Origin of the sequence: Micromonospora sp. CMU55-4, assembly GCF_011602315.1 — a bacterium.
GTDB classification, from domain to species: Bacteria; Actinomycetota; Actinomycetes; order Mycobacteriales; family Micromonosporaceae; genus Micromonospora; species Micromonospora chalcea.
On the sequence record NZ_JAAOLH010000013.1, the window covers coordinates 25679 to 38721 of the forward strand.

Genomic DNA, 13043 nt, shown 5'->3' on the forward strand with positions numbered 1-13043 from the left:
CAATACCTAGCGACTGAACCGTAGGAAAACTTCACCATCGGCGGTACCCGGTACGCGACGAGGGGCACGGCCGCGTACGGCCGTGCCCCTCGTTCGTCGGATCCGTCAGCTCACTCGCCCGGGGTGGACTTCGCGATCTGCATCAGGAACTCGATGTTGGTGCGGGACTGCTTGAGCCGGTCCAGCAGGAGGTCGAGCGCCGCCTGCGAGTCCAGCGAGTGCAGCACCTTGCGGAGCTTGTGGATGATCGCCAGCTCCTCCGGCGCGAGCAGGACCTCCTCCTTGCGGGTGCCGGAGGGGTTGATGTCGATCGCCGGGAAGACACGCTTGTCGGCGATCTTCCGGTCCAGCTTCAGCTCGGCGTTACCCGTGCCCTTGAACTCCTCGAAGATGACCGTGTCCGCCATGGACCCGGTCTCCACCAGCGCGGTGGCGAGAATGGTCAGCGAGCCGCCGTTCTCGATGTTGCGCGCCGCGCCGAGGAAGCGCTTGGGCGGGTAGAGCGCGGTGGAGTCGATACCACCCGACATGATCCGGCCGCTGGCCGGCGCCGCCAGGTTGTACGACCGGCCGAGCCGGGTCACCGAGTCGAGCAGCACGACCACGTCGTGCCCCAGCTCGACCAGGCGCTTGGCCCGCTCGATCGCCAGCTCCGCCACCGTGGTGTGGTCCTGCGGCGGACGGTCGAACGTGGCCGCGATGACCTCGCCCTTCACCGAGCGCTGCATGTCGGTGACCTCTTCGGGCCGCTCGTCGACCAGCACCACCATCAGGTGGCACTCCGGGTTGTTGCGGGTGATCGCGTTCGCGATCGCCTGCAGCACCATCGTCTTGCCGGCCTTCGGCGGCGACACGATGAGCGCCCGCTGGCCCTTGCCGATCGGCATGACCAGGTCGATCACCCGGGTGGTGAGGATGTGCGGCTCGGTCTCCAGCCGCAGGCGCTCCTGCGGGTAGAGCGGGGTGAGCTTGTAGAACTCCGGCCGGCGCTTCGCCTCGTCCGGCTCCATCCCGTTGATGGTGTCCAGCCGGACCAGCGGGTTGTACTTGTCGCGCCGCTGCTCGCCGTCCCGCGCGGCCCGCACGGCGCCGGTGATCGCGTCACCGCGGCGCAGGCCGTACTTCTTGATCTGGGACATCGAGACGTACACGTCGTTCGGGCCGGCCAGGTAGCCGGTGGTCCGGACGAAGGCGTAGTTGTCGAGCACGTCGATGATGCCGGCGACCGGGACGAGCACGTCGTCCTCGCCGACCTGCGGCTCGCGGCCGCCACCGCTGTCGCCCTCGCCGCGCTCGCCGCGGCCGCGACGACGGTCCCGGAACCGGCTGCGCCGGCCCCGCCGGCCGCCGCCCTCGCCGTCGTCGTCGCCGTCGTTGTCCCGCTCGGCGCGCTGACCACGGTCGTTGCGGTCGCCCCGGTCGTTGCGGTCGCCCCGGTCGTTCCGGTCGCCCCGGTCGTTGCGCTCGGCGCGCTCGCCCCGGTCGGCACGCTCGTTACGGTCGCCCCGCTCGGCCCGGTCACCCCGGTCGTTGCGGTCGCCCCGGTCGTTGCGGTCGCCGCGCTCGGCCCGGTCGCCACGCTCGGCCCGGTCGCCGCCACGCTCGGCACGCTCGCCGCCGCGCTCACGGCCCCGGCCCTCGTTGCGCTCACCGCGCTCGGCACGGTCGGTCCGCTCGCCGGTCTCGGCGGGCGCCTCCTCGGCGCGCGGCGTCTCGGCCGGCCGCGCCTCGGTCGCCGGCGTCTCGGCCGGGCGGGCCTCGGTGGTCGCGGCCGCAGTCCGGCTGCGGCGACCACGGGTACGGCCCTCGGTCGCCTCGGCGGCGGGCGCCTGCTCGGCGGGGCGCGCCTCGGCCCGCTCCTCACGGACCTCCGCGTGCACCTCCTCACGGGCGGGAGCAGCAGCCGCGGCCGCTACCTCGGCGCGCGGTCGAGGGGTTCCGGCGGCGGCGCCGCCCTGCTGCCGCTCGGTGATGGCACTGATCAGCTCGCCCTTGCGCATGCGGGCCGTACCAGAGATGCCGAGCGACGCGGCCAGGCTCTGGAGCTCCGGCAGCAGCATGGCCGACAGGCCGGTGCCGCTCCGGCGGCGGCGCGTGGGGGCGGCGGTGGTGGCATCGCCAGCGACGTTGGAAACATCCGACGTCACGTCGGTGGTGTCGCTCAATGGATTCCTTCCCTCGATAGGCCGGAGCTGCCCGGAGTCGTGGAGCCAGGTGGCCGGGCGGCCTCGGTGCACCCGCCTCGCATGGACGCGTCGCGGGAGTCTGTGACACAGCAGCCGGTGGTTTCCCGACTCACCACCATCGGTGAGCAGGTCTCGCCGCCTGCGGCGACCTGTGGAAACTGCGGTGCGGCGTGGGCCTTGGGCAGGGGTGACGGGCTGACCGCCGAGAGCTTCGGGGGTGCGCCGAACCGCAGGAAGATCGCATGCTTCGCGGCTGTGCTAGGTCTAGAGCGTAATCAACTCTTCCGACCTGCGGCAACAGGGCCCCGCTCGGCGTGTCAAAGTCTACCCCGGATGACCCGGGCACCGCTGACATCTATCGGCAACTCCCACCGGCGCCAATCTGTTCCCGGCTCAAATCCCACCGGGACCTGGGAAAGCGCCAGCACCGTCGGCCCCGCCCCACTGACCACAGCCGCCACACCAGCCGCACGCAGCGCGCCGACGAGCGCCGCGGTGGCGGGCATCCCGGGCGCCCGCTGCTCCTGGTGCAGCCGGTCGACGGTGGCCGGCAGCAGCAGCGCCGGATCGGTGGTCAGCGCGTGCACCAGCAGGGCCGCCCGGCCCGCGTTGAGCGCCGCGTCGGCGTGCGGCACGGTGGCCGGCAGGGCGGCCCGGGCCACCGAGGTCAGGCCCCGCTCGGCGGGTACGAAGACGGTCGGGCGCACGGCCGGCGCCACCGGCAGCGACACCGCCCGCGCGCCGCCCGGCTCCGTCCAGGCGATCGTGAAGCCCCCGAGCAGGCAGGGCGCGACATTGTCCGGATGCCCCTCCAACTCGGCGGCCAACCGCAGCGCGGCGTCGTCGTCCATCCGCTGCTCGCCGCCTGCAACCAGCGCGCGGGCCGCCAGCACCCCGGCCACGATCGCGGCCGAGGACGAGCCGAGCCCACGCGCCTGGGGAATGCGGTTCTCGCACTCCAGCGCCAGGCCGGCCGGCTGCGCGCCGAGCACGTCGAAGGTGGCCCGCATGGCGGTCACGATCAGGTGCCGCTCGTCCGCCGGCAGCTCACCGGCACCCTCGCCGGTGACCGCCACCCGCACGCCGCCGCCGGTCACCTCGGCCGTGACGTCGTCGTGGCGGCCCAGCGCCAGGCCGAGCGCGTCGAAGCCGGGGCCCAGGTTGGCGCTGGTCGCGGGCACCCGGACCCGGACCGGGCCGGGGAGGAAGGTCGTCGGCACCGGCTCATGCTAGGACGTCACCCCGACAGCCCGGCCGGACCGCCCGGAGCGTGGGACCGGCGTGTCAGCCGGTGCGCTCCGGGGTCGGCGCGTCGACCGGGTCGGTGAGCGAGAGCCGCCGGGTGGCGAACCGCCAGCCGAGCGCGTAGACGACGGTGACCAGGCCGCAACCGACCAGCACGGTGCGCTCGTCCACCCGGTCCACCACGAGCGCCACGACCAGCTGGCTCACCGCGATGGCGAGCGTGGCCAGCATCATGTCGGTGGCGAAGACCCGGCCGCGCAGCCGGTCCGGCACCTCGCCCTGCAACGCGTAGTTGGACAGCACCCAGTTGCTGCCGCCGCCCAGGTGGGCCAGGAAGACCAGGACCAGCACCAGCGGGAACCAGGACACCACCGACGCGCCCAGATAGGCCAGGCCGTACAGCGACATGGACAGCGCCAGACCGGTCAGCAGCCAGGCCCGGTTGCTGAGCACCCGGCGCATCAGGATCGGACCGACCAGGGCCCCGGCGCCCCGGGCCGCGAAGAGCAGGCCCGCGCCGACCGGGCCAACGCCGTACACGCCGGCGAGCAGCGGGAAGACGGTCAGCACGCCGTTGCCCAGGCCGACTGCCGACTTCACGGTGACCAGCGCGAGCACGCGCGGGCGCTGGGCGATGTAGCGCAGCGCCTCCCGGATCGCCGCCCACGTGCGCGGCACGGCCGCCGCCGGGTCGCGCGGCGCCTGCAGGGGCCGGCGGATCAGCGCGGCCAGGCCGAACGCGGCGAGCAGGCCCGCGGCGGCCACCCAGAAGCTGGCGTACGGGCCGTACGCGGCGCTCAGGATGCCGCCCAGTGAAGCGCCGACCACTGTCATGGTGCCCCAGGCCGAGCCGGCGACCGCGTTCGCCGCCGCCAGGTCCGCCGGGTCGACCACGTTGGGCAGCGCGGCCTGGGCGGCCGGCGAGTAGAACGCCTTCGCCACCGCCACCAGCGCGATCGCCGCCAGCGCCAGCCAGGCCGTGCCGGCGCCGCGCACACCGAGCAGCAGCAGGACACCGGCCAGGGCCGCGATGTTCGCCGCCATCATCACCTTGCGGCGGTCGAACCGGTCGGCCACGGTCCCGGCGTACGGCAGCAGCAACGCGGTGGTGCCGGTGTCCACGGCCAGCACCAGCGCGCCCCACACCCCGCTGCCGGTCAGCTCCGGCAGCAGCACCAGCAGCGGCACCATGACGAACCAGTCCGCGCCGAACACGACCAGCTCGGCGATGAACAGATGGCGGAAGTCGCGGTTGCGGACGAGGACGGAGAGGGTGGGCGACACGCGGGCACCCTATCGGGCCGCTCCCCCACCGGCAGCTCGGCGCAGCAGGTCGGAGACCGTGACGAAGGTGTATCCCCGGGCCCGCAACCCGTCGATCATGTCGGGCAGGCCGCGGAGCGCGACCAGCCGCCGGTCGTCGCCCACGTCGTGCCCGAGCACGATCGTGCCGGGGCGCACGTCGGCCACGATCCGCCGGGCGTGCCCGGCCGGGTCGTGCGGGAACTCGCTCTCGACCATCTGCAGCGTCCACAGCACCAGCCGGTAGTCCAGCCGGGCCGAGGCGTACAGCACCGCGCCGCCCAGATGTCCCCAGGGCGGGCGGAGCAGTCGCGGGGACGATCCGGTGGCCGCGGTGATCGCGTCGTGGCTGCGGCGCAGGTCGTCGTAGACCGTCGCGGCGTCCATCCGGGCCAGGTCGCGGTGCGCCCAGCTGTGGTTGCCGACCTCGTGGCCGTCCATCCGGTCCCGGACCAGCGGGGCGTGCCGGCGCGCCCGCTCACCGACCAGGAAGAAGGTGGCCGGCACCCGGTGTTCGGCCAGCGTGTCCAGCACCATCGGGGTCCACTGTGGGCGGGGGCCGTCGTCGAAGGTGAGCGCCACCAGGGGTTCGTCGGTGCGTACGCCCCAGACGACCTGGACCCCGCCGCGACCGACGTCCTGGTGGCGGTTGCCGAGCGTGGCGCTGGCCGGGCCGCCCGCCAGCGGGAGGCGGCGGTCGGCCACCCAGGTGCTCTCCACGGTGGCGGCGGAGCCGAGCGCGGCGCCGCCCAACAGCAGCGCGGACCGGCGCAGCACGGTACGTCGATTCCACCGGCCCGCGACCCCCATCGCGCCCCCGCACCGAAAGTAGGCATCAGCTCACCGAGCGTACCGCCGGATGCGCTTCTGGTGTGTCCCGTGCGTCGAGGTGTCGGGAGGGGCCGCGCGGGCCCCTCCCGACCCGTCACTCGGTGGGGGGAAGCGGGGAACGGCGGCTCTTGGGCAGGCGGAGCACCTCGAACTGGTCCGTACCGTCGATCAGCGCGCCCGACGGGCGGGCCGGTGGCGGCGCGACCTGAGCCCGCTCCTCGACGCGCTCCTCGCCGCCGCCGACCGGCACCGGCACCGGATCGGCCGCCGGCTCCGGCTCGACCGGCGCCGCCGCGCCCCGGCGCCGGGCCCGGAACGAGCCCTTGGTGTGCTCCACCATCGTGTAGAGCGTCGGCACCAGCACCAGCGTCAACAACGTCGAGCTGAGCAGGCCGCCGATCACCACGATCGCCAGCGGCTTGGAGATGAAGCCGCCCTCACCGGTCAGGCCGAGCGCCATCGGCAGCAACGCGAAGATCGTCGCGACGGCTGTCATCAGGATCGGCCGCAGCCGGCGCCGGCCGCCCTCCACCACGGCCTCGGTCACGTCCATGCCCTGCGCCCGGTACTGGTTGATCAGATCCAGCAGCACGATCGCGTTCGTCACCACGATGCCGACGAGCATGAGCACGCCGATCAGCGCCGGCACGCCCAGCGGCGTCCCGGTGACCAGCAGCAGCCCGATCGCCCCGGTCGCCGCGAACGGCACCGAGATCAGCAGGATCAGCGCCTGGGTGAGGCTGCGGAACGTGGCCACCATGATCAGGAAGACGATCGCGATGGCGGCCAGCACCGCGAGCCCGAGGTCCGCGAACGCGTCCGCCTGGTCGGCGCTGACGCCGCCGATCTCGTACGTGGCGCCCGGCACGTCCAGCGCGTCCAGCCGCTTCTGCAGCTCCTGCGTGGTGGCGCCGAGGTTTGAGCCGGTCGCCGTGCCGGTGACCGAGACGCTGCGCTCGCCGTCGATCCGGGTCACCTGCTGCGGGCCCTCGACCTGGTTGACGTCCGCGATCGCGTCCAGCGGCACCGCGCCGACCGGCAGCGCCCGCAGCTCCGCCACGGTCAGCGGCGGCCGGGCGCCGCTGCTCAGGACCACGGTCTGGGCCGTGCCGTCGAGCGTGACCTGGCCCAGCGGCGCACCCCGGTACACCTGCGCGACGAGCTGCCCGACGGCCGCCTCGGTGAGCCCGGCGCGGGCCGCGGCGACCCGGTCCACAGTCACCTCGACGCGGGGCACCCGCGTGGCCAGGCTGCTGGTGACGTCCTCCACGCCCGGCGTGTCGGCCATCGCGGCACGTACCGCCTCGGCCGCACGGGTCAGCGTCTCCTGGTCGGCGGCCTGCACCACCACCTCGACCTGGTTGGCCGAGGCGTTCTGCCCGCCGCCGAACGTCAGCTCGCCCACCTCCGGGCCGAGCGCGTCGAACTCCTTGCGCAGGCCCTGGCGTACCGTCGCGGCGTCGGTGTCGTCGGAGAGCGACAGCGACCAGGTGGCCCGGTCGCTGCCGCCGCCGGCGAACGGGTTGTCGCCACCACCGGCGCTGACCTGGTAGGTCTCCACCCCGGGGGTACGCCGCAGCACCTCCTCGATCCGCGCGGCGGCCCGGTCGGTGCCGGCGAGCGAGGTGCCGGCCGGCATCTCCTGCCGGATGGCGAGCGTGTCCTGGCCCGAGTCGTCCAGGAAGTTCGTCTCCAGCTTCTGTGCCAGCCCGAACGTGCCCAGGAGCACCAGCAGGCCCAGGCCGACGGTCGCCCACCGGGTCTTCCGGGAGCGGGTGGCGAAGTCGATCACCGGCAGGTACGCCCGCTGCAGCGGGTTGCGCAGCTCCTTCTCCTCGGCCTCCCGCCGGGCCGCGGCGTCGTCGGCGCCGCCGCGCGGCCGCAGGAACCAGTACGCCAGCACCGGGATGACAGTGAGCGACACCAGCAGCGAGGCGAGCAGCGCCACCGTCACGGTGATCGCGAACGGGGCGAAGAGCTGCCCGACGAAGCCGCCCACCAGGGCGATCGGCGCGAACACGGCGACAGTGGTGAGCGTGGACGCGGTCACCGCGCCGGCCACCTCGCGGACCGCGGTGAGAATCGCGTCCCGCTTCGGCTCGCCGTACTCCAGGTGCCGTTTGATGTTCTCCAGCACCACGATGGAGTCGTCCACCACCCGGCCCACCGCGATGGTCAGCGCGCCCAGGGTGAGCAGGTTGAGCGAGTAGTCGCCGGACCAGAGCACGATCAGCGCGACCAGCACCGACAGCGGGATGGACACCGCGGTGACCACCGTGGAACGCACCGACAGCAGGAACACCAGGATCACCACGACCGCCATGACCAGGCCCAGCAGGCCCTCGGTGGTCAGGCTCTCGATGGACTTCTCGACGAACGGGGCCTGGTCGAAGACCACTGTCAGCTCGGCGCCTGCGGCGTCACCCAACTCGTCCAGCCGGTCCCGGATCTCGTGCGAGATCTCCACCGCGTTGCCGTCCGGAGCGGCCGTCACCGCGATGCCCAGGCTGGGCTTGCCGTTGGTACGGGTCAACGAGGTCGCCGGGGCGAGCTGCTGCTCCACCGCTGCGACGTCGCCGAGGCGTACCGGGGCGGCGGGCGCCGTGGTGAGCACGATGCCGCGCAGGTCGTCGAGCGTCCGGATCGGCGTGCCCACCTGCACCGGCAGCGACCGGTCGCCGTCGGCGAGCGCGCCCGCCGGCACCGCCACACCGTTGCTCTTGAGCGCCGACGCGATGGCGGTCGGCGCCACCCGGGCGGCGGCGAGCTTCGCCGGGTCCGGCGTGATCGTCACGATCTGGTCCCGGGCGCCGGTGACGTCCACCGACCGGACCCCGTCCAGCGCCTCCAGCTCCGGCACGACGGCGGTACGCAGCTTCTCGGCCAGCGCCCGCTCGTCGCCGTCACCGGTCGCGGCGACCACCACGGCGGGCAGGTCGTCGGTGCTGCCGGCGATCACCTGCGGGTCGACGCCCTCGGGCAACTGGGCATCGATCCGGTTGAGCGCGGTCTCCATCTTGTTGACCACGTCGTCCAGGTCGGTGCCGAACTCGTACTGCACCTGGACCGTGGCCGAGCCCTCGCGCGAGGTCGAGGTGACCGTGTCCAGGCCCGGGATGCCCTTGAGGCTGTTCTCGATCGGCTCGGCGACCTGGGCTTCGACGATCTCCGGCGCGGCACCCGGGTACGTCGCCACGATGAACGCGGCGGGAAACTCCAGCGACGGCAGGAGCTGCTGCTTCAGCGACGGCACGGCGAACAGCCCGAACGCCGTCGTCACCAACGCGACGAGGGCGATCAGGCCCCGGTTGGCGAGACTGAATCTGGCGAGCAGCGACATCGGCGTTACTCACTCCTGAAGAGGGGGTTTGCGGGGCCCTGAGTCTGCCGCACGGCCCGACACTCCCGGCATCCGCCCCAGCCGATGACATCGCCGTGCTTGAGGGTCGCCCGCACCCGCCTTGATCGACTCCACTTCGCCGAGGTGGTTGCGTCCCACCCACCCCGATCCCGCCACTTCCCCGATCTGGAGTCGATCAAGGGCGGGGATACCGCCACCTCCCCGAACTGGCATGGGTCGAGCGCGGAGGGCGCCGGCCGGTCCGGGAACGACGCGGGAGACGGAGGGATCAGACCAGGTCGAGGGAGCGCGCGGCGGCCAGCGCGTCGTTGGCGATCGTCACCGGCGCGGGCGCGGTCGAGATGGCCCACTCCGGGTCCTTCAGACCGTGCCCGGTGACCGTGCAGACCACCCGCGACCCGGCCGGCACCTTGCCGGCGGCGGCCTGCTGGAGCAGACCGGCGACGCTGGCCGCGCTGCCCAGCTCCACGAAGACGCCCACCTCGCGGGCCAGCAGCCGGTACGCCGACAGGATCTCCCGGTCGGTGACGGCGGAGATCAGGCCGCCGGAGGCGTCCCGCGCGTCGAGGGCCTTGGTCCAGCTCGCCGGGTTGCCGATCCGGATGGCGGTGGCGATCGTGGACGGCTCCGGCACCACCTGGCCGGTGACGATGGGGGCCGCGCCGGCGGCCTGGAAGCCGTACATCCGGGGGGCCTTCGTGGCGTTGCCGTCGCGCAGGTCCTCGGAGTAGCCCATCCAGTACGCGGTGATGTTGCCGGCGTTGCCGACCGGCAGGCAGTGGATGTCGGGCGCGTCGCCGAGCGCCTCGACGATCTCGAAGGCGGCGGTCTTCTGGCCGTGCAGCCGGTCGATGTTGACGGAGTTGACCAGCGCGACCGGGTAGTCCTGGGCGAGCTTGCCGGCCAGCCCGAGGCAGTCGTCGAAGTTGCCCTGCACCTGGAGCAGCTTCGCGCCGTGCACGAGCGCCTGGGCCAGCTTGCCCAGCGCGATCTTGCCCTGCGGCACCAGCACCGCGCAGGTGATCCCGGCGCGGGCCGCGTACGCGGCGGCGGAGGCGCTGGTGTTGCCGGTGGACGCGCAGATGATCGCCTTGTCACCGGCCTCGACGGCCTTGGAGACGGCGACCGTCATGCCCCGGTCCTTGAACGAGCCGGTCGGGTTGGCCCCTTCGACCTTGAGCCAGACGTCCGCGCCGACCCGGGCGGAGAGCACCGGTGCCGGCAGCAGCGGCGTGTTGCCCTCGTGCAGGGTGACGACGGGAGTCGCGTCGGTGACCGGCAGCCGGTCCCGGTACGCCTCGATCAGTCCCCGCCACATGTCGCGCTCCTCGCCTCTGTCGCCCCGCTCCGGGGCCTGCCAACAGCGTGGACCAGCCTGCCCGGCCGGCCACCGGCACACCCTGCCTTAACCATCAGGCGGGACGCGCCGGTTACGCGCCGCCCTCCACCCGCAGCACGCTCGTCACCGAGCGGACGATGTCCAGTCCGCGCAGCTCACGGACGGTGGCCGCGAGCGCGGCGTCGGGCGCGACGTGGGTGACGATAACCAGTTCCGCGTCGCCGCCGGCCGGGCCCTGCCGCACCGTGGCGATGGACACCTCGTGCCGGGCGAAGACCCCCGCCACCCCGGCCAGCACACCCGGGCGGTCGGCCACGTCGAGGCTGATGTGGTAGCGGGTGAGCGCCTCGCCCATCGGCCGCACCGACAGGTCGGCGTACGCCGACTCGCTCGCCGCGCGTACCCCGGCGAGACGGTTGCGGGCCACCGCCACCACGTCGCCGAGCACCGCGCTGGCGGTGGGCGCGCCACCGGCGCCCCGGCCGTAGAACATGAGCTGCCCGGCCGCGTCGGCCTCGACGAACACCGCGTTGAACGCGTCGCCGACGCTCGCGAGCGGGTGGGTCAGCGGGATCATCGCCGGGTGCACCCGGACGTTCACCGTCTCCCGGCCCTCCGGGTCGACGCCCCGGGCGGCGATACAGAGCAGCTTGATCGTGCAGCCCATGGCCTTGGCGCTGGCCACGTCGGCGGCGGTCACCTCGGTGATGCCCTCGCGGTGCACGTCGGCGGCGGTCACCCGGGTGTGGAACGCCAGCGAGGCGAGGATGGCGGCCTTGGCGGCGGCGTCGAAGCCCTCCACGTCGGCCGTCGGGTCCGCCTCGGCGTACCCCAACTCGGTGGCCTCCTCCAGCGCCTCGGCGAAGCCGGCGCCGGTGGCGTCCATGGCGGAGAGGATGAAGTTGGTGGTGCCGTTCACGATGCCGGTGACCCGGGTGATCCGGTCGCCGTGCAGCGACTCGCGCAGCGGGCGCAGCAGCGGGATCGCCCCGGCGACGCTCGCCTCGTAGTAGAGGTCGGCGCCGCCCTCGGCGGCGGCGTCGTGCAGCGTCGCGCCGTCCTCGGCGAGCAGCGCCTTGTTGGCGGTGACCACGCTCTTGCCCGCGCGCAGCGCCTCGACGAGCCAACCGCGGGCCGGCTCGATGCCGCCGACCACCTCGACCACCACGTCCACGTCGTCGCGTTTGATCAGCCCGAGCGCGTCGGTGGTGAACAGCGCCGGGTCGACCGGCAGGTCGCCGCGGTCACGGCCAAGCCGGCGTACGGCGATCCCGGCGATCTCCAGCGGGGCGCCGATCCGGGCGGCGAGGTCGGCCGACTGCTCGTGCAGCAGTCGGACCACGTCGCTACCGACCGTGCCACAGCCGAGCAGCGCCAAGCGAACCGGTGAGGTCATCCCACATCCAATGCCAGCAGGTCGTCTTCGGTCTCCCGGCGGACGATCAGCCGCGCCCGACCGTCACGGACGGCGACGACCGGGGGCCGCGGGACATGGTTGTAGTTGCTGGCCATGCTCCGGCAGTACGCCCCGGTGCCGGGCACCGCAACAAGATCTCCGGGCTGCACGTCGGCGGGCAGAAATTCATCCTTCACCACGATGTCCCCGGACTCACAATGCTTTCCCACCACGCGGGCGAGCATCGGCTGCGCCGTCGACGTGCGGTTCGCCATCGTGGCCGAGTACGAGGCGTCGTAGAGCGCGGTACGGATGTTGTCGCTCATCCCCCCGTCCACGCTCACGTAGGTGCGCAGGCCGTCCACGTCCTTCACGGTCCCGGCCTGGTAGAGCGTGAACACGGCCGGGCCGACGATCGCGCGGCCCGGCTCGACCGACAGGTGCGGCACAGCGAGGTTCTCCGCCGCGCACTCCCCGTCGACGATCTTGCGCAGGCGCTTCGCCAGGTCGTGCGGCGACGCCGGGTCGTCCTGGGTGGTGTACGCGATGCCGAAGCCGCCGCCCAGGTCCAGCTCGGGCAGCTCCACGCCGCGGGCGTCGCGGATCTGCGACTGGAGCGCGAGCACCCGGCGGGCGGACACCTCGAAGCCGCTGGCGTCGAAGATCTGCGAGCCGATGTGCGAGTGCAGGCCGCGCAGCTCCAGCACGTCCTCGTCGAGGATCTTGAACGCGGCCGCGGCGGCGGCGCCGCCGGCGAGCGAGAAGCCGAACTTCTGGTCCTCGTGCGCGGTGGCGATGAACTCGTGGGTGTGTGCCTCCACGCCGACGGTGACCCGGACCAGCACCTTCGGGCGTACCCCGCGCTCGCGGGCCAGCTCGGAGAGCCGGTCGATCTCGGTGAACGAGTCGACGATGATCCGCCCCACCCCGGCGTCGACCGCCCGGGTCAGCTCGGCGACCGACTTGTTGTTGCCGTGGAAGCCGATCCGCTCCGCCGGCATCCCGGCCGACAGCGCGGTGGCGAGCTCACCGCCGGTGCAGACGTCGAGGAACAGGCCCTCCTCGGCGATCATCCGGACCACCGCGCGGCACAGGAAGGCCTTGCCGGCGTAGTAGACGTCCGTGTCCGGGAAAGCCGCGCGGAACTCGCGGCAGCGCTCGCGCAGGTCGTCCTCGTCCAGCACGTACGCCGGGGTGCCGTACTCGGCGGCCAGGTCGCGGACGTCCAGGCCCGCGACGGTCAGCGCGCCGGCCGGGCCGCGCACCACGTTGCGCGGCCACAGCTGCGGCACCAGGGCGTTGACGTCGACCGGGGTACGCAGCCAGGCCGGCCCCCGGCTGCCGATCTCGCCGTGCAGCGCTCCTGCCTCATGCGCCCGCATG

8 protein-coding genes are annotated in these 13043 nt (G+C 73.3%); all 8 read right to left on the minus strand.

The genetic code is table 11. The features are described from left to right. Nucleotides 1–110: 110 nt before the first annotated feature. Nucleotides 111–2165 carry a transcription termination factor Rho gene (rho, locus tag HA073_RS21680; RefSeq protein ID WP_113974608.1) on the minus strand — a complete coding sequence of 685 codons (2055 nt, stop codon included), beginning with the start codon at nt 2163–2165 and terminating at the stop codon, nt 111–113. Between the two features lie 338 nt (nt 2166–2503). Beyond that, a complete protein-coding gene (thrB, locus tag HA073_RS21685) occupies nt 2504–3406 on the minus strand; it encodes a homoserine kinase (protein WP_166457172.1) in 903 nt (300 codons plus the stop codon). Between the two features lie 64 nt (nt 3407–3470). Continuing rightward, nucleotides 3471–4715, minus strand: coding sequence for an MFS transporter (locus tag HA073_RS21690; protein ID WP_166457173.1), 1245 nt, complete (start codon nt 4713–4715; stop codon nt 3471–3473). A 9-nt stretch (nt 4716–4724) separates the two neighbouring features. After that, the gene (locus HA073_RS21695; RefSeq protein ID WP_043328627.1) at nt 4725–5543 is read right to left on the minus strand and encodes a polysaccharide deacetylase family protein; all 819 of its coding nucleotides are present in this window, start codon (nt 5541–5543) and stop codon (nt 4725–4727) included. Nucleotides 5544–5658: 115 nt separating this feature from the next. After that, nucleotides 5659–8904, minus strand: coding sequence for an efflux RND transporter permease subunit (locus HA073_RS21700; protein ID WP_064447845.1), 3246 nt, complete (start codon nt 8902–8904; stop codon nt 5659–5661). A gap of 289 nt (nt 8905–9193) precedes the next feature. After that, nucleotides 9194–10243 (minus strand): threonine synthase, encoded by a 1050-nt coding sequence (thrC, locus tag HA073_RS21705; protein ID WP_043328624.1) that lies wholly within the window; start codon nt 10241–10243, stop codon nt 9194–9196. Nucleotides 10244–10355: 112 nt separating this feature from the next. Further along, nucleotides 10356–11660, minus strand: a complete 1305-nt coding sequence (locus HA073_RS21710; RefSeq protein WP_043328623.1) for a homoserine dehydrogenase — start codon at nt 11658–11660, stop codon at nt 10356–10358. Next, nucleotides 11657–13042: a diaminopimelate decarboxylase gene (gene lysA, locus HA073_RS21715; protein WP_113974605.1), complete on the minus strand. Its 1386-nt coding sequence runs from the start codon at nt 13040–13042 to the stop codon at nt 11657–11659. The genes HA073_RS21710 and lysA overlap by 4 nt, the downstream gene beginning before the upstream one ends. Between the last annotated feature and the right edge of the window lies 1 nt (nt 13043).

What these genes read in the sequence shown, in the direction of transcription:
- HA073_RS21695 (WP_043328627.1), bottom strand. Translation starts at nt 5,543, where the DNA reads ATGGGGGTCGCGGGCCGGTGGAATCGACGTACCGTGCTGCGCCGGTCC.
- HA073_RS21700 (WP_064447845.1), bottom strand. Translation starts at nt 8,904, where the DNA reads ATGTCGCTGCTCGCCAGATTCAGTCTCGCCAACCGGGGCCTGATCGCC.
- thrC (WP_043328624.1), bottom strand. Translation starts at nt 10,243, where the DNA reads ATGTGGCGGGGACTGATCGAGGCGTACCGGGACCGGCTGCCGGTCACC.
- HA073_RS21710 (WP_043328623.1), bottom strand. Translation starts at nt 11,660, where the DNA reads ATGACCTCACCGGTTCGCTTGGCGCTGCTCGGCTGTGGCACGGTCGGT.
- lysA (WP_113974605.1), bottom strand. Translation starts at nt 13,042, where the DNA reads ATGCGGGCGCATGAGGCAGGAGCGCTGCACGGCGAGATCGGCAGCCGG.